The sequence below is a fragment of the Shewanella amazonensis SB2B genome, assembly GCF_000015245.1.
Taxonomy (GTDB): domain Bacteria; phylum Pseudomonadota; class Gammaproteobacteria; order Enterobacterales; family Shewanellaceae; genus Shewanella; species Shewanella amazonensis.
Map to the genome: position 1 here is coordinate 1 of NC_008700.1, position 23,441 is coordinate 23,441.

A 23,441-nucleotide genomic window follows, 5' to 3' on the forward strand; every position below is an offset into this window, starting at 1 on the left:
AATAACAAAATTTGTGGATAAGAATGATCTAAGTTGTGGGTGACTGAGGATAACCTCGGATGTTCGATCTCAGAGTTTACCAATCCATTGTTGCAACCACTGAATGGCTGGTTCTTCGGGCACGGGATCGGCTTGTACATCGATCCGGATCTTATCCACAAAAGGTTTTGCACCAGCGTCGCTCAATAATTCAACAAGCTGTTCCGGACCCTCACAAAAGGTATCGTAACTGGAATCGCCAATGGCACAGAGTGCGAACCTTACGGTGCTCAAATCCGGCATGGTCAGCATCAAAGATTTGGCAAATGGCTGCAGATTATCGGGCAGATCGCCTGCGCCATGAGTCGCAGATACCAATAGCCACAGGGCTGAGGTATCCAGTGAATCCAGCGATGGATCCAGATGCGAGTGACATTCGTGTCCTGCATCACTCAATACCGCTGCCAATTCATCTGCCACGTATTCACTGCCACCCAGTGTGGTGCCAATCAGGATTTCAATTTTTGCCATCGCTACATCCGTTGAAGAGAAAAATGCTTGAAGATTGGCGTCATGGTAGCCCAAAGCCAGGGGCGGTGGAACGGATCTCAAGTCTCTAGGTACTGTGCTAGCATGGAGCCGTCACCGGATTACCGCCAAGGGGCAAACACATCGCTATGACCAACAAGCAGAAAATAGTCGTCTGGTTGAGTGCCGCCCTCATTGCCCTGTTAATTGGTTTGCTGATGACAGTGCTGGTGAAGATCCCGGATGTACCCCGGGTGGTTTTGGGCGAAAGCGCTATGGTGTTAACCCATCAGGGGCGCTGTTTTTACCGCGAGGATTCTGGTACTGCACTGGATGACAGCCCTATTGATGAGCGTGGCGTAATTGCCCTGCTGGTTTGGAATATCCACAAGCAAAGTGATGGTGAGTGGCCTAAAGCGCTGTGGACACAGGGGCTTCACTGGCAGTTACTGTTACTCCAGGAGGTTGAACTCAATACGGATTTCACAGCAGCGCTTGATAATCATCAGGTTAGCTGGAGTATGATGCCCGCCTTTCGCTTTCAGGGTTTGGATTATGGTGTGATGTTGGCCTCGCGCCGACCACCGCTTGAGGGTTGCGGCCTGTTAAAGGTAGAGCCCTGGATCCGACTTCCCAAAGCGGCGCTTTATGGCCTTTATGCCCTGAGCAACGGTGAAATATTGCTGGTGGTTAATCTCCACGGGATCAATTTTGATCCCAATTTGCAGGAGTGGGAAGATCAATTGGCGCCGCTTTTGGGCCTGGTAATGCAACATCGTGGACCTGTGATCCTGGCGGGGGATTTTAACAGCTGGGGAGAGCGCAGAAGTCAAAAACTTGAAAAACTCATCGAGCCACTCGGGCTTAAGGCCGCAATATTTGAGCCTGATGAGCGTATCAGGGTCTTTGGTACTCCACTTGATTGGGTATTTTACCGAGGTTTACATCTGAAAAAGGCGCAATCACCCACAACAAATGTGTCGGATCATGCGCCCCTTATGGTGCAGTTTGAACTTATCTCCGGGTCAACCAGTGATGATGAAACTCCAGGTGTTCATCGATAAAGCTCGCGATAAAGTAGTAGCTGTGATCGTAGCCAGGCTGCATTCGCAGATTCAGCGGAAAGTCGGCATTGTCTGCGGCATGTTGCAGACGCTGCGGCATGAGCTCTGCCTCTAAAAAGCTGTCCGCATCACCTTGATCCACCAGCATGGGGATAGGTTCGGCGCCGCGGCCAATCAATTCACAGCTGTCATACTCGCGCCAGCTTTCCCTGTCTTTGCCCAGGTAATTGCCAAAGGCCTTTTGTCCCCAGGGGCTTTGGCTTGGATTACAAATAGGGCTGAAGGCCGACACGCTGGCATAGCGACCGGGGTTTTTCAGCGCTATTGTCAGGGCGCCGTGGCCGCCCATGGAATGGCCGGCAATGCTGCGTTTGCTGCTGACCGGAAAGTTGGTTTCAATCAGCTTCGGCAGCTCTTTCACCACATAATCGTACATGCGGTAGTGTTTATTCCAGGGCGCTTCAGTGGCATTGAGATAAAAGCCCGCCCCCAGGCCAAAGTCCCAGGCGCCATCGGGATCGTCGGCCACACCTTCGCCGCGGGGGCTGGTGTCCATGGCAACAATCGCAAGCCCGAGCGTCGCGGCCAGGCGCTGAGCGCCTGCCTTCTGCATGAAGTTTTCATCGCTGCAGGTGAGCCCTGACAGCCAATAAAGCACTGGTACGCTTTGGGTTTCGGCCTGGGGCGGCAGAAAAATCGCAAAGCGCATCTTGCAATCCAGGCTGCTGGATTGATGACTGTACTGTTTGTGCCAGCCATCAAAACTGCGATTGGCACTGACTAATTCCAGCGTCATGGCGGCTCCTTATTTACGATCGTAATGGATCACGCTGCGGATACTTTTGCCTTCGTGCATCAGATCGAACGCTTCGTTAATCGCATCCAGTCCCATGGTGTGGGTGATAAAGTCACTCAGGGCAAATTCACCGCGCAGATACTGCTCAACAATACCAGGCAATTCTGAGCGTCCTTTTACGCCGCCAAAGGCACTGCCGCGCCATACCCGGCCGGTTACCAGCTGGAATGGACGGGTGGAAATCTCCTGACCGGCACCGGCCACGCCGATGATCACTGATTCGCCCCAGCCCTTGTGGCAGCACTCGAGCGCGCTGCGCATCACATTCACATTGCCGATGCACTCAAACGAGAAGTCCACGCCGCCGTCGGTCATCTCAACAATCACGTCCTGAATCGGCTTGTCGTAGTCTTTGGGGTTGATGCAGTCGGTGGCGCCGAGTTTTTTGGCCAGTTCAAACTTACTGTCGTTGATATCGATACCTATGATGCGGCTGGCACCTGCCATGGTGGCGCCAATCACCGCCGATAAACCAATGCCACCCAGCCCGAAAATGGCCACAGTATCGCCCTTTTTCACCTTGGCGGTTTTCAGCACTGCGCCCATACCTGTGGTCACGCCACAGCCCAGCAGACACACTTCCTCCAGTGGCGCTTCGGGGTTGACCTTGGCGAGGGATATTTCCGGCAGCACTGTGTATTCGCTGAAGGTGGAGCAGCCCATGTAGTGATAAATTGGCTCGCCATCCTTATAGAAGCGGGTGGTGCCGTCTGGCATCAGGCCCTTGCCCTGGGTGGCGCGCACTGCTGAGCACAGGTTGGTCTTGCCCGAGGTGCAGAACTTACATTTGCCGCACTCGGCGGTGTACAGCGGGATCACATGGTCGCCCACCGCCACGCTGGTCACGCCTTCGCCCACCATTTCGACAATGCCGCCGCCTTCGTGACCCAAAATGGCCGGGAATACGCCTTCGGGATCGTCGCCCGACAGGGTAAAGGCATCGGTGTGACACACGCCGGTGGCGACAATACGCACCAGCACTTCGCCTGCCTTGGGCAGCATCACATCCACTTCTTCAACAGATAAGGGCTGGCCCGGGCCCCAGGCAATGGCGGCGCGGGATTTAATAAAGGATGCAGACATAGGATTTCCTTCCAAGAATTTGCGGCCTTGCAGATGACCGGGTTCACTATTGATAGTACAAAGCCGATGCCGGGGTATGGCAAAGACGCTTTGTGTGTGAATGTGATTGTATTTATTTACTGTGAATTGATAATTGGCTCTATTGGTAAATAACTTTTACTGGATAGAAATAATTATGCGCTGGGAAGGGATTTGTGAATTTGTTGCCGTAGCCGAAGCGCAAAGCTTTACCGCTGCAGCTGGCCGGCTTGGGATCAGTACGGCGCAGGTGAGCCGGCAGGTGCGGGAGCTCGAAGAGCGCCTCGGCAGCAAACTTCTGTATCGCACTACACGTAAGGTGTCGCTGACCGAAGACGGTCAGCTGTTTTACCGCCATTGCCGCCAGGTGCTGGATGGCTTGGATGAAGCCGAGCGGGCAGTGTCGTCACTGAAGAGCGAACCGCGTGGGCTTATCCGTATGACGGCGCCTGTTACCTACGGTGAGCAGTACGTGATGCCGATAGTGCTCGCGTACATGCAGCAATTTCCCCAGGTGGAAGTGCAGTGTGAGCTCACTAATCAACAGCTCGATTTGGTGCAGGGCGGTTTTGATTTGGCGATTCGCCTCGGTGTGCTGCCGGATTCTTCCATGATGGCGCGAAAGCTGGCCGAGCGGGTGCAGTATCTGGTGGCATCACCGGATTATGTCAGCCGCCACGGCGCGCCCCATTCGCTTTCAGAGCTCAGTCGTCACCAGTGTTTGCTGGGGAGCCTGCCATTTTGGCGCTTTCAGGAAGAGGGCAAGCTTCGCAGCCTGAAGGTGAAGGGGAGGCTCAGTTGCAGCAGCGGCAATACCTTGCTGGCTGCGGCACTGGCGGGCATGGGGATAGCTCAATTGCCCGGCTATTATGTAGATGAAGCCATTCGTGACGGCCGCTTGCTGGTGCTGCTCAAACCATTTCAGGAGCCCAAAGAAGGCATTTGGGGCCTGTATCCCCATAATCGGCAGCTGTCACCCAAGATTGGCCATCTGATGAATATGCTGGCAGACAAGTTGCCCAAAGCCTGATTAGAGGTGGTGCGCCAATCTAGCTCGTTTCAACTTGTTGAAAATGGCCGAATAACCTACGGTGATTCTGGCAAGACGTTTTGGCGGAACACTTTGCTAATGTGCGACTTCAATAAAGGGAATTGCGATGAAGAATTTTACAGCGGGTTTGAATAATTTTTGGGTTGGGCTGGTTACCGGCTTGCTGATGCCTTTGATTGTCGTGGCGACGCTTTTATACCTGACCGTGGATAAGTTGACCGGGGTGGTGCAGGACTCGGCCATTTCGCCCTTTCTTGAGCGCAGCGAGCAGACTCTGGATAAGGTCGACAGTTTGCTGGTGACTCTGGATAGTAAAGTCGACAGTGCCGATCTCAAAGATCTTGAGCTGCTTACACCACTGAAGAACGCCAATATTTTGCCTGATCTACAGGACATTGCCAGCGCTGCGGCTGAGCTTAAAACCAAGGTGAACGATATAGACAGAGAAACAGTGATCACCGCCCTTCGCCATAAGCTGACAACCTCACTGGCAGGCAAATTCCCCGAGGAAAAGGCGCAGGAGCTGGCTATCCATTTGGAAAGTATTGCCCGGTTACTGGCACAGCAAAGCGATGAGTTTGAGCAAAACACTCCGGTAACCCAATAGCTTAATGCCAGACGGTAAGGGGCTGGCGGCTGCTTGTTCACAATGCTTCCGATAATATTTAATCAATCGATATGAGTTATGGTGTCACCTGTTTTGCTGGAGAGACAAATGCGTCAGGCGTTAAATTCGGGGTTTCAATTTGCCAAAGCGGGTGTGCGGCTGAAGAATCGTTCCGTGCTTGCTCCGCTGACTCATAATATGAGCGATTCCCATGGCAACCCGAGCCCGGCGGAACTGGATTGGCTTGAGCATTGTGCCAACGGCGGTTTTGGTCTCCTGATTGCGGCGGCAACTCAGGTGTGGCCGGGTGGTCGTTGTTGGCAGGGGCAGCCCGCTTTGATGACAGACCTGCAGCAACAAGCATATAGCCGTTTTGCCGAGGCGACCCGGGCCCATGGTGCTTTGGCTCTGGTACAACTTCACCACGGTGGCGTGCGTGCCGCGCCTGCGCTGAACGGTACTGCGCCGGTTGGACCAAGCTCCGAAGCACCGGACAGCCGTTATCCGTTGGGCGTGACAGAACTTGATGAAGATGCAATTCAACAACTTATAGGTGCCTTTGTTACCGCAGCTGAGCGGGCGTATCGGGCAGGGCTTGACGGGGTTGAGCTGCATGCCGCGCATTACTATTTGCTCTGCAACTTTTTAAATCCCGTGCTTAACCGGCGTACCGACCGTTGGGGCGGCAGTGTTGAAAACCGTACCCGGATCCTGATTGAGATTATCCGGGGTATCCGGCAGCAATTGCCCCGTCAGTTTTTGGTGGGGGTGAGGTTATCGCCCGAAAATTACGCCAATGTGGTCGGTATAGAGCTTCAAAATCAACTTGCAGTTGCAAATTTACTCGCGGCGGAAGATATCGACTATGTGCATTTTTCCATGGGGGACAGTTTTAAGCTCGCCAATGGTAAAAATACGGCGCTGCTCAGCGAAGTGATAAATGCCCTCACCGGGAAAACCACGCTGATGATGGCCGGTAACATCCGTGATGGCGAAGCGGCAGAAAGGGTGCTCAGTGCCGGAGCCGATCTGGTCGCGATTGGCACCTCAGCTCTTGGCAACCCGGATTGGATTTACAAGGTAACAAACGGGGTACCGCTGGTGACCCCTCCATTTGCAGATACCTTGTTGCAGGCTCACGGTTTTAATGAAGCGGGAATCACTTATCTTGGCGCGGTTCCAGGATTGGTGGTAATTTCCAAACCCAAAACGTGAGAACCCGATATATCAGAGGCTGTTTGTTGGTGGGTGCGATCACATAAAAAAACGCGACTGCCTTTGTGCGACAATCGCGTTTTATCCTCTGCAAAGCCGCTTACTTACCGATACAGAAAGAACTGAAAATCTTGCCCAGCAAGTCGTCTGAGGTAAATTCGCCGGTAATTTCAGACAGTGCCTGCTGTGCCATCCGCAGCTCTTCTGCCAGCAGCTCACCTGCCAGATATACTTCCAGCTGTACCTTGCCCAGTTGCAGGTGCTCAGATGCCTGCTCCAATGCTTCGAGGTGACGACGACGGGCGATAAAGCCGCCTTCGAGGTTACTTTGATAACCCATCAGGGATTTGAGGTGCTGCTTGAGAGCGTCCACACCCAGGCCGGTTTTGGCCGAAATCCGATACACGCTGTAGCCTTGCTCTTCGGTGGCTTCCAAAGGTTCACCGGTCAGATCAGCCTTGTTACGGACCACGGTAACCCCCATGGCTTTGGGCAGGCGGTCGATAAAATCGGGCCATATCTCGTGGGGGTCAACGGCGGCAGTGTCTGTGCCATCCACCATAAACAGCACCCGATCGGCGCTGGCTATTTCGCTCCAGGCGCGCTCTATACCGATACGCTCCACTTCGTCTGTGGTGTCCCGCAGACCGGCGGTATCAATAATGTGCAGCGGCATGCCGTCGAGGTGAATATGCTCTCGCAGTACGTCGCGGGTGGTGCCGGCTATGTCGGTCACAATGGCCGATTCTTTCCCTGCCAGGGCATTGAGCAGGCTGGATTTACCGGCGTTGGGGCGCCCGGCAATCACCACTTTCATGCCTTCACGGATAATGCTGCCCTGTTTTGCACTGGCCTGCACTTCATCAAGTTGGTCGATAATGGCGTAAAGGGCGGCGGCTATTTTGCCGTCACTTAAGAAATCCACTTCTTCGTCGGGAAAGTCGATGGCGGCTTCTACATACAGGCGCAGGTTAGTTATTTTGTCCACCAGGGTATGCACCTGAGTGGAGAACTCGCCTTGCAGTGAGTGCAGGGCACTCTTGGCGGCCTGTTCGCTGGTGGCATCAATCAGGTCTGCGATGGCTTCGGCCTGGGTCAAATCCAGCTTGTCGTTCATAAAGGCTTGCTCGCTGAACTCACCGGGGCGGGCAATACGCACTCCTTTGACCTTGAGCACGGCGCGGATGAGCATGTCCATCACCACCTGGCCGCCGTGGCCCTGCAGCTCCAGTACATCTTCGCCGGTAAAGGAGTTGGGGCCTTTGAAGAAAAGGGCAATACCCTGGTCAATCACGCTGCCATCGGCCGCTTTGAAGTCGCAGAAATCGGCGTAGCGGGGTTTGGGCAGGTGTCCCAGCAGGGTATGGGCAACATCGCTTGCCAGCTTACCGGATACCCGGATGATGCCTACGCCGCCCCGACCGGGCGCGGTGGCCTGTGCCACTATGGTGTCTGTCGTCACGTGTCTTTCCGCTTAATTGTGTACTTCAAATAGAAACAAAAAGGCGACCTCAGGTCGCCTTTTTAGTGTCTCGCCTGAAAAATGGGCTTATTTTAAGCCTTTTTTCTCCAGTGAGGCATAAATAATCTTCTGCTGGGTGATGGCAACCAGGTTACCCACCAGCCAGTAGAGTACCAGACCTGCTGGGAACCACAGGAAGAATACGGTGAAGATCATCGGCATCCACTGCAGCATTTTTTGTTGCATCGGGTCCATGTTGGGGGCCATTGGCTGCATCTTTTGCATCGCCCACATGGAAGCGCCCATCAGCAGCGGCAGTACGTAGTAAGGGTCCTGCACTGACAAATCCTGGATCCACAGCATAAATGGCGCGTGGCGCAGTTCAACGCTTTCCAGCAGCACCCAGTACAGGGCGATGAAGATTGGCATCTGCAGCAGGATGGGCAGACAGCCGCCCATGGGGTTAACCTTTTCCTTCTTGTACAGCTCCATCATGGCCTGACCCATCTTCTGACGGTCATCACCAAAGCGGTCTTTCAGGTCCTGCAATTTAGGCTGCAGGTTACGCATCTTGGCCATGGACACATACTGTGCCTTGGTCAGTGGATACAAGAGACCACGAACAGTCAGGGTCACCAGAATGATGGCCACACCCCAGTTGTGCACCAGGCTTTGGAAGAACATCAGGATCCAGTGGATTGGTACAGCCAGCCACCAGAGGAAACCGTAATCCACTACCAGGTTCAGGGTGTCAGACAAAGCAGACAGAGCAGCCTGATCTTTTGGACCAACGTAGAAGGTGGCGGAAATGGTTTCTGTGGCACCGGGTGCTACGTCATGAACCGAGCCCTTGAAGCCGATATTGGCCAGACCACCGGCACTGACAGAGGTGAACAGGGTGTTCTTGTCAGCTGCAGCGGGAACCCAGGCAGACACGAAGTAGTGTTGCAGCATGGCAACCCAACCACCCAGAGTCGGCTCTTCGAGGTCTTTTTTACCCATGTCATCGAAGCTGTACTTCTCATAACGCACATCGGCGGTTGAGAAGGCGGCGCCACGGTAGGTGGGCATCATCATGCTGCTTTCGCTGGCAGTGATGGTTTGCTTGATTTGGCCATACATCTGCACCTGTACAGGGGCTGCAGAGTTGTTGGCAACGCGGTAATCCACGCCCACATCAAACTGACCACGCTTGAACACGAACACCTTGGTGAAGGTTACACCGGCATCTGTGGTCAGAGTCAGTGGCACTTCCAGGGTGTCCTGGCCGTCAGCCAGGGTGTAGGCGTCGGCGGCGGCAGCGAACTTGGCGCGGCCACTGGCGGCGCTGTCGATACCATCACGACCAATCAGACCACTCTGGGCGATGTAGGAGAAGTTGTTTTTCTGCTCCAGCAGAACAAAAGGTGCTTCTTCGTTTTGTTCCAGCTTATGGGTCAGCAGGGCGGCATGCACTATGTCACCGCCCACAGGATTAATCTGGATTTCCAGTTGATCTGTGGTAACGAGGATCAGGTTTTGGGTTGCTGCCACTGTGGCAGGTACACCGGCATCGGCTGTTGGAACGTCACTGTTGATAGCCTGGTCGTGGATTTGGGCCGCCGCAGTTACTTCTGTGGCTGGCTTGGGCGCCTTGTCGGATTCCCACTGTTGCCAAAGCAAAAAGCTGACAAACAGCAGGCCGATGAGCAATAGATTGCGTTGTGATTCCATAGCCTTATTTATTACACCTGTCTTTTTTCGGAGGGACGGGATCGTTGCCGCCCGGATGTAAAGGGTGACATTTTAATATGCGTTTGGCTGCAAACCAACTGCCTTTTATAACACCGTGAAGCTGGATGGCTTCAATGGCGTAATGTGAGCAAGTTGGCTGAAAACGACACTTAGGCCCAAGGATTGGGCTGATAAATATTTGGTAGCCGCGAATAAGCTTGGTGGCTAGCCATTGAAACGGCGACTGAGTTTGCGCCATAGCTTATCTACCAGCTTGTGAAGTTCGGGATTCTCCAAATCCATAACCCCTTTGCGAACCAACACAACTATGTCCAATGAAGGCAGGTCGTGTTGATGCATTCTGAAGCTTTCCCGAATAACCCGTTTAACCCGGTTGCGGTCATGGGCGCGTTTAACCTGCTTTTTGGGCACGGTTAAACCCACTCGAGGATGTTCCTGAGTGTTGGGAGTAGCAAGCAAAGTGATTTCAGCAGAAGATGCTTTGACAGGATTGGTGAAAACAGCTTGAAATTGCGCGGGAGTTAACAAACGTAACTCCCGCGTAAAGGTGTAGCTAGTCACCTAGATGTCGACCTGATTAGGCAGACAGACGAGCGCGACCCTTGGCACGGCGACGAGCCAGTACCTTGCGGCCGTTAGCTGTAGCCATGCGAGCGCGGAAGCCGTGAGAACGCTTGCGCTTCAGGTTGCTAGGTTGAAAAGTACGTTTACTCATGGTGGCAATCCGTCTTTACTGGTTAACATTCCTTGACGCTGAAACCCAAAATCGGAAATCAGACACAAGGGCATAAAAAAGAGGCCGAATTGTAATCACCTAAACGCCTCCCGTCAAGAAGCGCGACTCTACAGCGACACATTACAGCCAGATTTTTTCTTCTTTAGTCTTGTTAAGAACCCTACAGAATGTGGATAACTCTGTGCATCTACACAATATCTGGTAGATCCGAGGGCTGATAACAAGATCAGAAGCCGCGCATTATAGATCAATATGGATCCCTTAATAAAGCAGGATTTCCGCCATTGGGCCGTGAAATAGATCCTTTTCGATCTTGACTGATCAGAGTTATTCAGATCTTGAGATCTCCCTGTTGATAATTCCATTTTAAGGATAGCGATCCCGCCAGAGTCCCGATAGAATACTCCTCCTTTGGATAGTTATTTTTTGGGGATGGAACAAGTGGCGGTTTCACTTTGGCAACAGTGTATCGGCAGGCTGCAGGATGAGCTTTCTGCACAGCAATTCAGCATGTGGATCAGACCGTTACAGGCCGAAATGGAAGGTGACACCCTGGTGCTTTATGCGCCAAACCGCTTCGTGTTGGATTGGGTACGCGACAAGTACATCAATTCCATCAACCAATTTTTTACCGAGCAGTTGGGGGATAACGCCCCAAAACTACGCTTTGATATCGGCAGTCGTCCCTCTGCCAAACCTCAAGCTCCGGCGCCTGCCGCTGTTAAAGCTGCCGCGCCTCAGCCAAAGCCAGGCAACAGCTTCGTCAGCCAGCCTGAGCCGGCCGTGAGCAATCATCGCAGTAACATCAACCCCACCTACCAGTTTGATAACTTCGTAGAAGGTAAATCGAACCAGTTGGGTAAGGCCGCGGCATTGCAAGTGGCTGAAAATCCGGGCGGCGCATATAACCCACTGTTTTTGTATGGTGGTACCGGTCTGGGTAAAACCCACCTGCTGCACGCTGTTGGCAATGGCATTATCAAGAACAATCCCAATGCCAAAGTGGTGTATATGCATTCCGAGCGCTTTGTGCAGGACATGGTCAAGGCGCTGCAAAACAATGCCATTGAAGAGTTCAAGCGTTATTACCGCAGTGTGGATGCGCTCTTTATCGATGACATTCAATTTTTTGCCAACAAAGACCGATCCCAGGAAGAATTTTTCCACACCTTCAACGCGCTGCTGGAAGGCAATCATCAGATCATCCTGACGTCAGATCGCTATCCCAAAGAAATCGATGGGGTAGAAGACAGGCTCAAGTCCCGCTTTGGTTGGGGCCTGACAGTCGCCATCGAGCCACCTGAGCTTGAGACCCGGGTGGCGATTTTGATGCGCAAGGCCCAGGAGAGCGGCATCAACCTGCCCGATGAAGTGGCTTTCTTTATTGCCAAGCGCTTGCGTTCCAACGTACGTGAGCTCGAAGGCGCTCTGAACCGGGTTATTGCCAACGCGAATTTCACCGGTCGGCCCATCACTATCGATTTTGTGCGTGAAGCACTGCGTGACCTCTTGGCTCTGCAGGAAAAATTGGTCACTATAGACAACATTCAGAAGACGGTGGCCGAATACTACAAAATCAAAATGGCTGACATGTTGTCCAAGCGTCGTTCCCGCAGTGTGGCACGTCCAAGACAAATGGCCATGGCCCTCTCCAAAGAGCTGACCAACCAAAGTTTGCCCGAGATTGGCGATGCCTTTGGTGGCCGCGACCACACGACTGTGCTGCATGCCTGTCGCAAGATCGCCCAGCTGCGCGAAGAGAGCCACGATATTAAAGAAGATTACGCCAACCTGATTCGTACCTTATCTTCCTAAAAGACAGGGATTGGACACGATGAAATTTTCTATTGATAGGGATGCGCTGTTAAAGCCGTTGCAGCTGGTAAGCGGAGCAGTGGAAAGACGGCATAATCTGCCTATTCTGGCGAATCTTTTAGTGGAAGTAAGTGGTCACTCACTTAAGATGACCGGCACCGACCTGGAAGTAGAACTCGTGGGTGAAGCCACGGTTCACGGTGATGTTCAGGAAGGCCGCACCACAGTGCCTGCCAAGAAGTTACTGGATATCGTCAAGTCCCTGCCAGAGCAGACCGAAATCAAGGTCGAGCAGCAGGAAAACAAATGGTTGCTGCGCTGTGGTCGTAGCCGTTTCTCCCTGGCGACCCTGCCAGCCGAAGAATACCCCAATGTTGAGGCGTTCCGCCCGGACATCGAATTTACCCTCAAGCAGGGCACCCTAAAGTCGCTTATCGACTCCACCCAGTTTTCCATGGCCAACCAGGATGTGCGTTACTACCTTAACGGTCTGTTGATAGAGACCGAAGGCAATGTACTGCGTGCCGTGGCCACTGATGGCCATCGTCTGGCACTCAGCCATCGCATGATTGAAGCCTCATTGCCTGAGAAGCAGGTGATTGTGCCCCGCAAGGGGGTGGTGGAACTGTCGCGCCTGCTCGACGCGGAAGATCAGGACATCACCCTGGCCATCGGTGAGAGCGCGATTCGCGCCACGACCGCCACCGCCGTGTTCACCAGTAAGCTGGTGGACGGCCGCTTCCCTGATTATCGCCGGGTGCTGCCAAAGGGCGGTGACAAGATAGTCATAGCCAGTCGTAATCAGCTTAAACAGGCATTGCTGCGGGCGTCGATTCTGTCGAACGAGAAATTCCGTGGTGTGCGTATCCTGCTGGAAGATGGCCTGCTTAAAATCACCGCCAACAATCCCGAGCAGGAAGAGGCCGAAGAAATCATCGACGTGGACTACAACTCCACCACTCTTGAAATCGGCTTTAACGTCTCCTATTTGCTGGATGTGCTCAATAGCCTGCGTTCCGATGAAGTGCGTGTCACCCTTATCGACAGCAACTCCAGCGCCCTGATTGAAAACCACGTGGAAGAAGACTCCATGTACGTGGTTATGCCTATGAGGCTCTAAGACCGTCACTGACGAGTCTTTGTTGGTATGAGCCTCAGCCGTCTTTCCATCGACGCATTTCGCAATATTGATTCAGCCCAGCTTGCCCCAGGCGCCGGGCTGAATCTCATTTATGGCCACAACGGCAGCGGAAAAACCAGTATCCTCGAAGCCATTTACTTTCTGGGTATGGGGCGGTCGTTTAGAAGCCATTTGTCTCAGCGGGTTATTCAGAACGATGCCGACTGCCTGACGCTGTTTGCCGTAGCCGAAGGGCAGGCCGGTGACAGTCGTATCGGTCTGCGGCGGCATCGCAGCGGCGACACCGAAGTCAAAATCGACGGCGAAAAGGTCAAGAGACTGTCGCAATTGGCTGAAGCCTTACCTATCCAGGTGATTACGCCAGAGAGCTTTTCGCTGCTGTTTGAGGGGCCATCGGCCAGGCGTCAGTTTATCGATTGGGGGGCCTTTCATGCCTCCAAACAGTTCCATCTGGCATGGATGAATACACGCAGAATTTTAAAACAAAGAAATCAGCTGCTTAGAGATGGTGCCAGTTACGAACACATCGCTTTCTGGGACAAGGAATTAATTCGCTATGCCCTTGAAGTCACAGCGATAAGAAACGATTATGTAGGCTCGTTAAATGGCGTGCTTAAGGGTATAATCGGGGAGTTTTTACCCGATGTGGATATCCGGGTTTCTTTCACCCGCGGCTGGGACAGCAAGACCGACTTTTCCGAGTTGCTCCAGAGCCAGTATGCGCGGGATTTGGCCATAGGCCATACGGTCAGCGGACCCCATAAGGCAGACCTCAGATTGCGGGTTGGTAATTTGCCCGCACAGGATGCGCTGTCCCGTGGACAATTGAAGTTATTGGTGTGTGCCCTGCGCATTGCCCAGGGCAAGTTGCTTAAGCAACAAATCGATAAACACAGCATCTATTTGGTGGACGATCTGCCCTCCGAGTTGGATGCCAAGCACAGGCAGCTGTTGCTGAAGGAACTGATAGATACGGGGGCGCAATTGTTTGTCACCGCCATCGAACCTTCAGCCATTGTGGATTCTTTGCCAGTGCCCCCCGACAGGATGTTTCATGTACAGGCCGGCCGGGTAACACAGACTAAATAAGGAAGGGGCAGGCCCAGGGAGAGGTTATCCCCTGAATTCTCCCAGCATGTTGACGGGAAGATGCACCCTTCCATAACCGACGAGAGAGAAATATGTCAGAGAATACTTACGATTCGTCGAGTATTAAGGTACTTAAAGGCCTTGATGCAGTACGCAAAAGACCCGGGATGTATATCGGTGACACCGACGATGGAACCGGTCTGCATCACATGGTGTTTGAGGTCGTCGACAACTCTATCGACGAAGCCCTGGCTGGGCATTGCAGCGAAATCACCATCACCATCCATGTGGATGGTTCAGTCTCGGTAAAAGATGACGGCCGTGGTATTCCGGTAGCCATTCATCCTGAAGAAGGGGTGTCTGCCGCAGAAGTGATCATGACAGTACTGCACGCCGGTGGTAAGTTCGACGACAACTCCTATAAGGTGTCCGGTGGTTTGCACGGTGTGGGTGTGTCTGTGGTGAACGCCCTGTCCAAGAAGCTGCAGCTGACCATTCGTCGTGACGGCAAGGTACACGAGCAGTTTTACACCCACGGTGTACCTGATGCGCCAATCAAGGTTGTTGGTGATGCCACCAAAACCGGTACCGAAGTACGTTTTTGGCCAAGCGAAGAAACCTTCTCCGACACCCTGTTCCATTTCGATATTCTCGCCAAGCGCGTTCGCGAGCTGTCGTTCCTGAACTCAGGTGTGGGTATTCGTCTGGTTGACGAGCGCGACAACAAAGATGAATTCTTCAAATATGAAGGTGGTATCAGTGCGTTCGTTGAGTACCTGAACCGCAACAAGACGCCGGTAAACAAGGACATCTTCCACTTCGCCCAGGAGCGCGAAGACGGTATCACCGTGGAAGTGGCCATGCAGTGGAACGATGGTTTCCAGGAAAACATCTACTGTTTTACCAATAACATTCCCCAGCGTGATGGTGGTACCCACCTGGCCGGTTTCCGCGGCGCGCTCACCCGTAACCTCAACAACTATATGGAAGCTGAGGGTTACAACAAGAAGAACAAAACCAACGCCACCGGTGACGATGCCCGTGAAGGTTTGACTGCCGTTATTTCGGTGAAGGTGCCGGATCCCAAGTTCAGCTCTCAGACCAAAGACAAGCTGGTTTCCAGTGAAGTGAAGTCTGCTGTTGAGCAGACCATGGGTGAGAAGCTCGGCGATTATCTGCTGGAAAACCCAGGTGATGCCAAGCTGATTGTCGGCAAGATCATCGACGCGGCCCGTGCCCGTGAAGCGGCCCGTAAGGCCCGTGAAATGACCCGCCGTAAAGGCGCGTTGGACCTCGGTGGTCTGCCGGGCAAACTGGCAGACTGTCAGGAAAAAGATCCCGGACTCTCCGAAATCTACATAGTGGAGGGTGATTCGGCCGGTGGCTCTGCTAAACAAGGCCGAAACCGTAAAAATCAGGCGATTCTGCCACTGAAGGGTAAAATCCTTAACGTAGAAAAAGCCCGCTTCGACAAGATGCTGTCTTCTCAGGAAGTGGCGACCCTTATCACCGCCTTGGGCTGTGGCATCGGCCGTGATGAGTACGACCCGGACAAGACCCGTTACCACTACATCATCATCATGACGGATGCTGACGTCGACGGTTCTCACATTCGTACCCTGCTGCTGACCTTCTTCTTCCGTCAGATGCCTGAGCTGATTGAGCGCGGCTACGTGTATATCGCCCAGCCACCACTGTACAAGGTGAAAAAGGGTAAGCACGAACAGTACCTGAAAGACGATCCAGCCCTGACCGAGTTCCTGACAACGGGTGCTCTCGACGGCGCTTCTATTCACCCGTCACAGGGCGCACCCGGCATGAGCGGCGAGCCACTGGAAAAGCTGGTGAATCAGTACCGCGAAGTGGAAGGCATCATCGCCCGTCTGGATCTGCGTTATCCAGAAGTGCTGACCGACCGCATGCTGTATCACCCAGTGCTGAGCAACGACATTCTGGCTGATCAGGCCAAAGTACAGGCCTGGTGTGATGCCTTTGTGGCCGATCTGGTTGAGCGTGAAAGCAGCGGCGTACTTTACAACGCCGTGGCCGAGCACGACCCTGAGCGTCAGGTATACGTACCCAAGGTGACTCTGCGTCGCCACGGTATCGACCATGAGTATCTGTTCAGCTACGACTTCTTCCAGTCAAGCGACTATCGCAAGATGGGCGCTCTGGCCAACGCACTCGATGGCCTGATTGAAGAGGGCGGTTACGTGCAGCGCGGTGAGAAAGTGAAGCCGGTGACCAGCTTTATCGAAGCCCTTGACTGGCTGGTGGGTGAGTCCAAGCGTGGCCTCTACATCCAGCGCTATAAAGGTCTGGGTGAAATGAACCCTGAGCAGCTGTGGGAAACCACCATGGATCCTGAGAGCCGCCGTATGCTGCAGGTAACCATTGAAGACGCCATTGCCGCCGATCAACTGTTTACCTGTTTGATGGGTGATCAGGTTGAGCCGCGCCGTGACTTTATCGAGGCCAACGCTCTTAACGTGGCTAACCTCGACGTGTAATCGTCCGGTTCGGAAGAAAAAAAGGAAAGCTGCGGCTTTCCTTTTTTGTTCCTTGCATTGGTGTTTTTATCACAGTGCAAGAGAGGATTGTCAGCCATAGCGATCAAAAAGCGGCACTGACTACCTTGCCGTTAAAGTCGAGGCACTCGCTAATCCTGCGTTGCTGCACTGCATGTAGGCTGTCTGGGACGAAGAAACCATATTCACTGTGCTCTGGGCTCAGGATGATATTCGGGCTTGTCAGGCGGGCGCGAAAGATAAAGGCCTGTGAATTGTAAGCCGAGTGAAAATACACACCGCTCAGGTAGTCGATTGCGACCAGCTGGCCGAGCTCCTCCAAACATTCACGTATCAGCGCCTGATGTATGGTTTCGCCCGGTTCCAAGGCTCCGCCGGGTAGGCCCCAATGCTTATTGCCATAGTCAGCTTTAAGTAGCAGCACGTTATTTTTGTCGTTGGTGATCACCGCGTGGCTGCTCAAGCGGAAGGTATCGTCGAAAGCCATCAGTGGGTGACTCCGGCGCTCTCGTGGATATCGGTGGCTGTGGTGACAGCGGTGGCCAGCATCAGTCGCAGACCGTGGATAACGGTTTCCAACGCCATAGATGGGGTCCCCGGTTGGCGTGAGGCCTGTTCCGGTGCCAGGGGGATATGCAAAAAGCCGCCACGGCATTCGGGAGTCTGGCTCAGCTGATGCAGCATGCCATAGAGCACATGGTTGCAAACAAAGGTTCCCGCGGTGTTGGAGACGGCTGCCGGGATCCCCGCTTCCTTCAGGTCGCGCACCATGGCCTTGATGGGCAGGGTGGCGAAGTAGGCCGCCGGGCCTCCGGCTATCACGGGCTCATCAATGGGTTGCTGGCCACGGTTATCGGCAATACGCGCATCATCGATATTGATGCCAATGCGCTCAAGGGTCAGTTCGCTGCGTCCGCTTGCCTGGCCAACACAGAGCACCAGGGCCGGCTGGTGATAATCGATGGCCTCGGTTAGCTGAGTGAGCGAATCGTGGAACACGCAGGGCAGCTTGATGGCTTTGATCCTGTGGCGGCAGATAAGCTCGCCATCGAGGTTTTTTACCGCCTCCCAGGATGGGTTAATTACCTCGCCGCCGAAGGGTTCAAATCCGGTGAGCAAAATCAGTGGCACGGGTTTCATAATGGGCTCGCTCAGTCAAAAACGATGAAATACATCAGCAAAATGTTGGTTGTCAGCAACGCCAGCGCCGTGGGTATTTGTACCTTAATGACCTGATACTTGTCGTCAAGGTCTAGCAGGGCCGCTGGTACTATGTTGAAGTTGGCAGCCATGGGCGTCATCAGGGTGCCACAATAACCCGAGTACATGCCAATGGCCATCAAGGGCGCCGGACTGGCTCCTTGCCCTTCAATCAAAAAAGGCAGGGCGATACCGGCGGTCATTACCGGGAAGGCAGCAAAGGCGTTGCCCATGATCATGGTAAACAGCGCCATCCCAACACAGTAAATAACCACCAGTCCAAAGCGATTACTCGGGTCAATAAAGAGGCTGACCAGTGCCTTGATGCTGTCACCGGTTTGTGCAACCACAAACACGCCGCCCAGCATAGCCAACATTTGTGGCAGAATTGCGGCCCAGCCGATGCTGTCCACCAGCCTGCGCGACTCGGCTACGGCCTTGAGTGGGCTATCGCCAGTCAGACGCCAGCCCAACAGCAGGGCAATACTGCATGCCAGTGCCAGAGCCGCCAGGGTTTGATGTTTGGGGTCGAGTAGCAGTACATCACCGAAGTTGACTCCGGCAAGCAACAGGGTGGCCGCTACTGTCAGTAAGGGGATAAGCAGTGCCGGCAGAAAGAGCTGATTGCCGAGTTGTTTGGCGCTGTGCTCCTTCTGCGCCGGGGTGGTTTCCTGATAGCTGCCAAGACTGACCCTGCCCATTCCCGCCAGCAGGGCGATACCAATCACCATGGCACCGGCAATCTGGTGTGCCAACTTGGCGCCCAGGGTATTCACCGCGAGGTCGCCAAACAGGAACAGGCTTCCGAACAGGCCCCAAAACAAGGCTGTGGTGAACCGTTTGGGGTGTTGTTTGTCCCTCAGGGTCAGTACCACCAAAATGGCCACCACCAGCCCAATCAGCAAGTAGATATCCTTGATGCTGATAAGGCTCATGCTTCGGCTCCCTGTTGATCTATGTCTTCTGTTGCCCGCCATTGGGCGATATCGCGGCGAATGCCAGCTTCCAGCCGTGAGAGCCTGAACAGATGAATAATCAGCGCCGCAACGGCGGTGGGGATGGCCCACAGGCCTATGTGCAAAGGCTCGATACCTTGAATGCCGTTTTCTTTGAGGAAGGCATCCATGAGCAGCACGGCGCCGAAGGCGATAAAGATATCTTCACCAAAAAACATGGCCACATTGTCACAGGCAGCGGCGTGGGCGGCGATTTTGTCGCGAATGGGTTTGGGCAAGGGACCGTAGGCGTTGATAGCGGCAGCCTCTGCCATTGGGGCCAACAGGGGTCTCACCGTTTGGGCGTGGCCACCAAGGCTCAACAGTCCCAACGCGGCGCTGGCTTCCCTGACAACAAAGTAGAGCGACAAAATACGCGCCGTAGTGGCGCTTTTGATAGTGGCAATCCAGCCTTTGGCACGCTCCCTGAGACCGTGGCGTTCCAGCAGGGCTATCACCGGCAGGATCAGCAGGAAAGACGCCAGCTGACGGCTGGAGAGAAACTTCTCACCAAAGGTTTCCAGCAAAGTCGCGGCATCCATGCCTACGGCCCAGCCGGTAATCAGCCCGGCGAGGGTAACAACCAGCAAGGGATTGAATTTCAGTGCGAACCCCAGCACCACCACGGGAATACCAATCAGCGGCCAGTAATTGAGGGCGAGCAGGTCAGTCAGCATGGCTCGTCTCCAGCAATGCCCGTATGCGGCGGGCAAACTGCAACGCCTCGGGATTGTCACCGTGCAGGCACAGAGTGTCGGCCCTAAGCCTGAGGCGGGCGCCATCAATACTGGTGAGGCTGCCTGACATTAACGCCTGCACCTGTGCCAGCGCTTCGGCTTGGTTGTGGATCACTGCCCCCGGTTGTTGCCTCGACACCAGGGTGGCGTCCGCTTCGTAGCGGCGGTCGGCAAAGGCCTCTGCCTGCACCCGAAGGCCTGCCTCACGGGCCCATTGCAGCAGTGGGCTTGCTGCTAAGCCCATGAGCACCAGCTTGGCGTCGACGGCCTGTATCGCCTCAATAAGGCATGAGGCCAGTTCTTTATCGAACGCTGCCTGATTGTAGAGGGCGCCGTGGGGTTTCACGTGAAACATGGTTGCGCCTTCTTCATCGCAAATTTGCTTCAGGGCTTGAATTTGGTCGATAAGGCTGGTGGTCAGCGCAATGGCTTCCATACGCATGGGCTGGCGGCCAAAGTTGGCTTTATCGGGGAATGACGGATGGGCGCCAATCAGGCAGCCGTTGGCAATCGCAAGTTTCACTGTAGCGCGCATGCTGTTTGAGTCACCCGCGTGGCCACCACAGGCGATATTGGCGGCATCTACCAGCGCGATAATGTCGGCATCGAAGGGGTAGCCTTCGCCCACATCGGCATTTAACTGAAGACTAGACATGGGCTTCTCCGTTGCCAAGAGCTCGGCCGAGGCGATAAAAATATTGATTCCAACGCTCGCAAGCGGCCCGTGCTTCGGCGCGGTCGACCAAGACAAATTGCAGCGGTTGCCCGGGGCGTGCCTGAGCAAGTTTCCACAGGTCGGCTTCAATCACTGTGGCGATAATGGGATAACCGCCGGTTGTTTGGGCGTCGTTCAGCAGTACTATGGGTTGTCCTGATGGTGGCAGTTGAATGACCCCGGGGAACACACCCTGGGATGCCATCTCCAGCGGCTTACTTAAATGCAGCGCAGGTCCCTCCAGTCTCGCACCCATGCGATTGCTGCTTGGCTGAACGCGCCACATCGCCTTTGTTAGTGTTGATGTGTCGCTGAGTAAGGGATATTGCGGTCCTGTCAGTACCCTTAGCAGGTTATCCCAGGAAGGTTGCATCGCGCCCACCGGATGCTTCAGCGGTTTCTCTGTTCCCAGCTCGAGGCGATCCCCAGACTTAAGGGAGCGGCCTTCAAGGCCGCCAACACCACTGGATAAATCGGTACTGGCCGAGCCCATAAACGGTGGCACCTGTACACCGCCATCTACTGCCAAGTAGGCTCGCATGCCCGCCTTGGGGCCGCGTAGGCTGAGGGTTTGTCCGGCTTTGATCAGGCTGCGCCATCCGCACCAAACGGGCTTGGCATCGATTCTTGCGTCGAAATCGGCACCAGTTAGGGCAATCCAGGCATCGCGATGAAATCGGAGGCTCGATTGGCCCAGAGCAAACTCCAGCACAGGCGTATTATCTGGGTTACCCAGCAGCCGGTTGGCGAGCAGCAGGGCCTGACGGTCCAGCGCGCCACTGCGTGGCAGTCCAAGATGCGCCACGCCGGTTCGGCCGAGATCCTGCACCGTGGTTTGAATGCCCGCCATTACCACTTCAAGCATCTTACCTATCCTCAACAAAAATAACCCGGTCACCTGGCGATAGCAGGCAAGGGGAATCGCTGGTGGGATCAAATAGTTCAGTATGAGTTTTACCTATAAGGTGCCAACCGCCGGGAGCCTTGCAGGGATAAATGCCTGTTTGAGTGCCACCTATTCCGACACTGCCTGCAGGTACTGCTTGTCTTGGTGTGGCGAGTCTGGGAGTGTGTAGCGCATTTGGCAGGCCACTGAGGTAGGGAAATCCGGGTAAGAATCCGATAAAGAGGACCCGGTAATCGCCTTGGGTGTGGAGACGAATGATGTCCCGGCTACCCAGCCCGTGGTGACTGGCCACCGACTGTAGGTCGGGGCCATCTTCTCCGCCGTAACTGACGGGGATGATATGCTCGCGCCCTATGGGAAAATCTATACCAGTGGTGCGTTGAAACTCGGCCTCTAACCAGCGGCACCAGTGTTCGGGGTCTTGATTGTCACTCAGTCTTAACGTCAGGTTGTTCATACCCGGCACAGTTTCCAACACGCCGTCTCGATCCCGACAATGATTAGCCAGTTGCCAGATACGGCTCTGGGTATGCAGACAGAGCTCAGGGTCTGACACAAGCGGTAAGCCGAGGAATACCTGATGCTCACCCACCACAGATATTTGGGGAGATAGGGACTTCATGGGCAATATTCCGTAAGCCAGACATCTTCTGAAGCTAAAAAAAGCCCCCACCAGTGTCAATAAATTGATGCATGAATGTTGTTTTATTTGGTGTTTGTTAAGTTGGGGTTCAGCTGCACTATCCTGGGTAGCCGTCGCGTATCTGTGACGAACAGGGCTGGCAATTTCTGACTGAAAGCCTAGTATTTAATCTTGAACTTCTGCCGTAACCGGCCCGATGAATCGGGTTTTTCATTGGAAGGAAACTGTCCTTAATGCGGCTTTTCAGCAAGCTTTTCAATATTCGTGATAACACTGTGGTGGAGCGTCCCCGTAGCCTTACCGGGGAAGGTATTGCTGCTAAGACGCAAACCAGGGTCGCCGAGAAGATATCTTCAACCCCAAACGATACCGATACGGTTGCCGCACCTACCGTCGATGTGGCGGCACTCTTTTACAGCCTGCTGTTTGCAACCAGTCATAAAGATACAGGTGGCATTGCCAATAACCTTGAAAAGCGATTGATTGGCAATGTTGAGTCTGCACTGGCTGACCCCAAGGTCATTGCTGAAAAAGTCTTCAAGTTGCCCCACGATTTGATTGAACTGGATAAACAGCTTGCCAATCCTGAGGTGGACACCGAGGAGGTGATAGCGCTTATCAAGCGAGATCCAGTGCTAAGTGCTGAGGTGATCCAGTTGTGTAATGCACCAGCATTTCATCGGGGAGCCAAGGATATTACCAGCTTGCAGCAGGCGGTGGTGATTTTGGGGCGCGAGCAGCTCAGGCGTTTTGTGAGTGCGGTTAAGGTTAGGGAAGTTGTTGAAATTAAACCAATCTATTACCGGCGATTTGGTGCTGAGGTATGGCGCCATTCGCTTCAGGTTGCCTATCTGGCCGCCGAGTTGGCCACCGAAGATCAGGATACAGCCTTTATGCTTGGGCTTATTCACGATGTAGGCAAGATAGCGATCTTTCAGATGTTGCTTGAGGCTTTTGCCAAGGCCGAGCCCGGTGAGCAGCCCAGATCATGGTTGTTTCGTCAGGTTATGACATCCAAGTCATTGATTTTAAGTGCTGTATTGGCGCGTTCATGGCTGCTGCCACCACTGTTTTCCCGTTCACTTGCTGCATTGGCCAATCCAGACAATATGCCGACAGAACCTCTGCCCAAAGCTATCTGGACAGCCAACCACATCAGTGAGTGTTCAATGCTATGGCAGGCTGCGAGACTCAAAGAACCACAGCTCAATGAATTGCTGGCACGCATTGGTATGGACAGGAAAACCTTTGATCCCCTGCACGAAAAACTCATCCTCTTTACCCGTTGATATAGATGAATAAAAAACGCGCCCTGAGGCGCGTTTTTTATGACGGGCA

At 53.9% G+C, this 23,441-nt stretch carries 24 protein-coding genes; 9 read left to right on the forward strand and 15 right to left on the reverse strand.

All coding sequences use genetic code 11. The annotated features are described in order from the left end of the window. Positions 1-69: 69 nt before the first annotated feature. The gene (mioC, locus tag SAMA_RS00005; RefSeq protein WP_011758124.1) at positions 70-510 is read right to left on the reverse strand and encodes an FMN-binding protein MioC; all 441 of its coding nucleotides are present in this window, start codon (positions 508-510) and stop codon (positions 70-72) included. A 146-nt stretch (positions 511-656) separates the two neighbouring features. Between mioC and SAMA_RS00010 the strand changes: the two genes are divergently transcribed. Next, positions 657-1,571: an endonuclease/exonuclease/phosphatase family protein gene (locus SAMA_RS00010; RefSeq protein ID WP_011758125.1), complete on the forward strand. Its 915-nt coding sequence runs from the start codon at positions 657-659 to the stop codon at positions 1,569-1,571. Here the strand turns inward: SAMA_RS00010 and fghA are convergent. Beyond that, complete coding sequence (fghA, locus tag SAMA_RS00015; protein WP_011758126.1) at positions 1,522-2,367, reverse strand: S-formylglutathione hydrolase; 846 nt, start codon at positions 2,365-2,367, stop codon at positions 1,522-1,524. The genes SAMA_RS00010 and fghA overlap by 50 nt on opposite strands. 9 nt (positions 2,368-2,376) lie before the next feature. Then, on the reverse strand, positions 2,377-3,510 hold the full coding sequence (locus SAMA_RS00020; protein WP_011758127.1) for an S-(hydroxymethyl)glutathione dehydrogenase/class III alcohol dehydrogenase: 1,134 nt from the start codon (positions 3,508-3,510) through the stop codon (positions 2,377-2,379). Between the two features lie 172 nt (positions 3,511-3,682). Here SAMA_RS00020 and SAMA_RS00025 point away from each other — a divergent pair, with 172 nt between their 5' ends. From SAMA_RS00025 to SAMA_RS00035, 3 genes are all read left to right on the forward strand, one after another. Beyond that, positions 3,683-4,558, forward strand: a complete 876-nt coding sequence (locus tag SAMA_RS00025) for a LysR substrate-binding domain-containing protein (RefSeq protein WP_086015258.1) — start codon at positions 3,683-3,685, stop codon at positions 4,556-4,558. 127 nt (positions 4,559-4,685) lie between these two features. Beyond that, a complete protein-coding gene (locus SAMA_RS00030; RefSeq protein WP_011758129.1) occupies positions 4,686-5,186 on the forward strand; it encodes a hypothetical protein in 501 nt (166 codons plus the stop codon). A gap of 108 nt (positions 5,187-5,294) precedes the next feature. Then, positions 5,295-6,401 carry an oxidoreductase gene (locus SAMA_RS00035; RefSeq protein WP_011758130.1) on the forward strand — a complete coding sequence of 369 codons (1,107 nt, stop codon included), beginning with the start codon at positions 5,295-5,297 and terminating at the stop codon, positions 6,399-6,401. Between the two features lie 100 nt (positions 6,402-6,501). Here the strand turns inward: SAMA_RS00035 and mnmE are convergent, their stop codons facing one another. The 5 genes from mnmE to rpmH all read right to left on the reverse strand — a co-directional run bounded on the left by mnmE (position 6,502) and on the right by rpmH (position 10,312). Continuing rightward, positions 6,502-7,863: a tRNA uridine-5-carboxymethylaminomethyl(34) synthesis GTPase MnmE gene (gene mnmE, locus SAMA_RS00040; RefSeq protein ID WP_011758131.1), complete on the reverse strand. Its 1,362-nt coding sequence runs from the start codon at positions 7,861-7,863 to the stop codon at positions 6,502-6,504. Between the two features lie 87 nt (positions 7,864-7,950). Continuing rightward, entirely contained in the window at positions 7,951-9,576 is a 1,626-nt protein-coding gene (gene yidC, locus SAMA_RS00045) for a membrane protein insertase YidC (RefSeq protein WP_011758132.1), read from the reverse strand. 4 nt (positions 9,577-9,580) lie between these two features. After that, positions 9,581-9,835 carry a membrane protein insertion efficiency factor YidD gene (yidD, locus tag SAMA_RS19280; RefSeq protein WP_011758133.1) on the reverse strand — a complete coding sequence of 85 codons (255 nt, stop codon included), beginning with the start codon at positions 9,833-9,835 and terminating at the stop codon, positions 9,581-9,583. Further along, complete coding sequence (rnpA, locus tag SAMA_RS00050) at positions 9,802-10,158, reverse strand: ribonuclease P protein component (RefSeq protein ID WP_011758134.1); 357 nt, start codon at positions 10,156-10,158, stop codon at positions 9,802-9,804. The genes yidD and rnpA overlap by 34 nt, the downstream gene beginning before the upstream one ends. 16 nt (positions 10,159-10,174) lie before the next feature. Further along, positions 10,175-10,312 carry a 50S ribosomal protein L34 gene (gene rpmH / locus SAMA_RS19285; RefSeq protein WP_011758135.1) on the reverse strand — a complete coding sequence of 46 codons (138 nt, stop codon included), beginning with the start codon at positions 10,310-10,312 and terminating at the stop codon, positions 10,175-10,177. 462 nt (positions 10,313-10,774) lie between these two features. Between rpmH and dnaA the strand changes: the two genes are divergently transcribed. The 4 genes from dnaA to gyrB all read left to right on the forward strand — a co-directional run bounded on the left by dnaA (position 10,775) and on the right by gyrB (position 16,888). After that, entirely contained in the window at positions 10,775-12,148 is a 1,374-nt protein-coding gene (gene dnaA / locus SAMA_RS00055; protein ID WP_011758136.1) for a chromosomal replication initiator protein DnaA, read from the forward strand. 19 nt (positions 12,149-12,167) lie between these two features. Next, entirely contained in the window at positions 12,168-13,268 is a 1,101-nt protein-coding gene (gene dnaN / locus SAMA_RS00060; protein WP_011758137.1) for a DNA polymerase III subunit beta, read from the forward strand. A gap of 27 nt (positions 13,269-13,295) precedes the next feature. Continuing rightward, positions 13,296-14,378: a DNA replication/repair protein RecF gene (gene recF / locus SAMA_RS00065; RefSeq protein WP_011758138.1), complete on the forward strand. Its 1,083-nt coding sequence runs from the start codon at positions 13,296-13,298 to the stop codon at positions 14,376-14,378. Positions 14,379-14,470: 92 nt separating this feature from the next. Next, complete coding sequence (gene gyrB, locus SAMA_RS00070; RefSeq protein WP_011758139.1) at positions 14,471-16,888, forward strand: DNA topoisomerase (ATP-hydrolyzing) subunit B; 2,418 nt, start codon at positions 14,471-14,473, stop codon at positions 16,886-16,888. Positions 16,889-16,991: 103 nt separating this feature from the next. Here gyrB and SAMA_RS00075 read toward each other — a convergent pair whose 3' ends face one another. From SAMA_RS00075 to pxpB, 7 genes are read right to left on the reverse strand one after another with little or no spacing between them, the layout of a single operon-like run. Further along, on the reverse strand, positions 16,992-17,393 hold the full coding sequence (locus tag SAMA_RS00075) for an NUDIX hydrolase (protein WP_011758140.1): 402 nt from the start codon (positions 17,391-17,393) through the stop codon (positions 16,992-16,994). Next, a complete protein-coding gene (gene pcp, locus SAMA_RS00080; RefSeq protein ID WP_011758141.1) occupies positions 17,393-18,046 on the reverse strand; it encodes a pyroglutamyl-peptidase I in 654 nt (217 codons plus the stop codon). Before pcp ends, SAMA_RS00075 begins: the two co-directional genes overlap by 1 nt. Before the next feature lie 11 nt (positions 18,047-18,057). Further along, entirely contained in the window at positions 18,058-19,041 is a 984-nt protein-coding gene (locus SAMA_RS00085; protein ID WP_011758142.1) for a DUF979 domain-containing protein, read from the reverse strand. Beyond that, on the reverse strand, positions 19,038-19,778 hold the full coding sequence (locus SAMA_RS00090) for a DUF969 domain-containing protein (protein WP_011758143.1): 741 nt from the start codon (positions 19,776-19,778) through the stop codon (positions 19,038-19,040). The genes SAMA_RS00085 and SAMA_RS00090 overlap by 4 nt, the downstream gene beginning before the upstream one ends. Further along, the gene (pxpA, locus tag SAMA_RS00095; RefSeq protein WP_011758144.1) at positions 19,768-20,493 is read right to left on the reverse strand and encodes a 5-oxoprolinase subunit PxpA; all 726 of its coding nucleotides are present in this window, start codon (positions 20,491-20,493) and stop codon (positions 19,768-19,770) included. The genes SAMA_RS00090 and pxpA overlap by 11 nt, the downstream gene beginning before the upstream one ends. Next, the gene (locus SAMA_RS00100) at positions 20,486-21,418 is read right to left on the reverse strand and encodes a 5-oxoprolinase subunit C family protein (RefSeq protein WP_011758145.1); all 933 of its coding nucleotides are present in this window, start codon (positions 21,416-21,418) and stop codon (positions 20,486-20,488) included. Before SAMA_RS00100 ends, pxpA begins: the two co-directional genes overlap by 8 nt. A 1-nt stretch (position 21,419) precedes the next feature. After that, positions 21,420-22,082, reverse strand: coding sequence for a 5-oxoprolinase subunit PxpB (gene pxpB / locus SAMA_RS00105; RefSeq protein WP_011758146.1), 663 nt, complete (start codon positions 22,080-22,082; stop codon positions 21,420-21,422). Positions 22,083-22,336: 254 nt separating this feature from the next. Between pxpB and SAMA_RS00110 the strand changes: the two genes are divergently transcribed. Next, the gene (locus tag SAMA_RS00110; RefSeq protein WP_011758147.1) at positions 22,337-23,392 is read left to right on the forward strand and encodes an HDOD domain-containing protein; all 1,056 of its coding nucleotides are present in this window, start codon (positions 22,337-22,339) and stop codon (positions 23,390-23,392) included. Positions 23,393-23,441 lie beyond the last annotated feature (49 nt).

Excerpts from the sequence above, each read along its gene's own strand:
- mioC (WP_011758124.1), bottom strand. The coding sequence starts at position 510 with ATGGCAAAAATTGAAATCCTGATTGGCACCACACTGGGTGGCAGTGAA.
- SAMA_RS00010 (WP_011758125.1), top strand. The coding sequence starts at position 657 with ATGACCAACAAGCAGAAAATAGTCGTCTGGTTGAGTGCCGCCCTCATT.
- fghA (WP_011758126.1), bottom strand. The coding sequence starts at position 2,367 with ATGACGCTGGAATTAGTCAGTGCCAATCGCAGTTTTGATGGCTGGCAC.
- SAMA_RS00020 (WP_011758127.1), bottom strand. The coding sequence starts at position 3,510 with ATGTCTGCATCCTTTATTAAATCCCGCGCCGCCATTGCCTGGGGCCCG.
- SAMA_RS00030 (WP_011758129.1), top strand. The coding sequence starts at position 4,686 with ATGAAGAATTTTACAGCGGGTTTGAATAATTTTTGGGTTGGGCTGGTT.
- SAMA_RS00035 (WP_011758130.1), top strand. The coding sequence starts at position 5,295 with ATGCGTCAGGCGTTAAATTCGGGGTTTCAATTTGCCAAAGCGGGTGTG.
- yidC (WP_011758132.1), bottom strand. The coding sequence starts at position 9,576 with ATGGAATCACAACGCAATCTATTGCTCATCGGCCTGCTGTTTGTCAGC.
- yidD (WP_011758133.1), bottom strand. The coding sequence starts at position 9,835 with ATGGCGCAAACTCAGTCGCCGTTTCAATGGCTAGCCACCAAGCTTATT.
- rpmH (WP_011758135.1), bottom strand. The coding sequence starts at position 10,312 with ATGAGTAAACGTACTTTTCAACCTAGCAACCTGAAGCGCAAGCGTTCT.
- dnaN (WP_011758137.1), top strand. The coding sequence starts at position 12,168 with ATGAAATTTTCTATTGATAGGGATGCGCTGTTAAAGCCGTTGCAGCTG.
- recF (WP_011758138.1), top strand. The coding sequence starts at position 13,296 with ATGAGCCTCAGCCGTCTTTCCATCGACGCATTTCGCAATATTGATTCA.
- gyrB (WP_011758139.1), top strand. The coding sequence starts at position 14,471 with ATGTCAGAGAATACTTACGATTCGTCGAGTATTAAGGTACTTAAAGGC.
- SAMA_RS00075 (WP_011758140.1), bottom strand. The coding sequence starts at position 17,393 with ATGGCTTTCGACGATACCTTCCGCTTGAGCAGCCACGCGGTGATCACC.
- pcp (WP_011758141.1), bottom strand. The coding sequence starts at position 18,046 with ATGAAACCCGTGCCACTGATTTTGCTCACCGGATTTGAACCCTTCGGC.
- SAMA_RS00085 (WP_011758142.1), bottom strand. The coding sequence starts at position 19,041 with ATGAGCCTTATCAGCATCAAGGATATCTACTTGCTGATTGGGCTGGTG.
- SAMA_RS00090 (WP_011758143.1), bottom strand. The coding sequence starts at position 19,778 with ATGCTGACTGACCTGCTCGCCCTCAATTACTGGCCGCTGATTGGTATT.
- pxpA (WP_011758144.1), bottom strand. The coding sequence starts at position 20,493 with ATGTCTAGTCTTCAGTTAAATGCCGATGTGGGCGAAGGCTACCCCTTC.
- SAMA_RS00100 (WP_011758145.1), bottom strand. The coding sequence starts at position 21,418 with ATGCTTGAAGTGGTAATGGCGGGCATTCAAACCACGGTGCAGGATCTC.
- pxpB (WP_011758146.1), bottom strand. The coding sequence starts at position 22,082 with ATGAAGTCCCTATCTCCCCAAATATCTGTGGTGGGTGAGCATCAGGTA.
- SAMA_RS00110 (WP_011758147.1), top strand. The coding sequence starts at position 22,337 with ATGCGGCTTTTCAGCAAGCTTTTCAATATTCGTGATAACACTGTGGTG.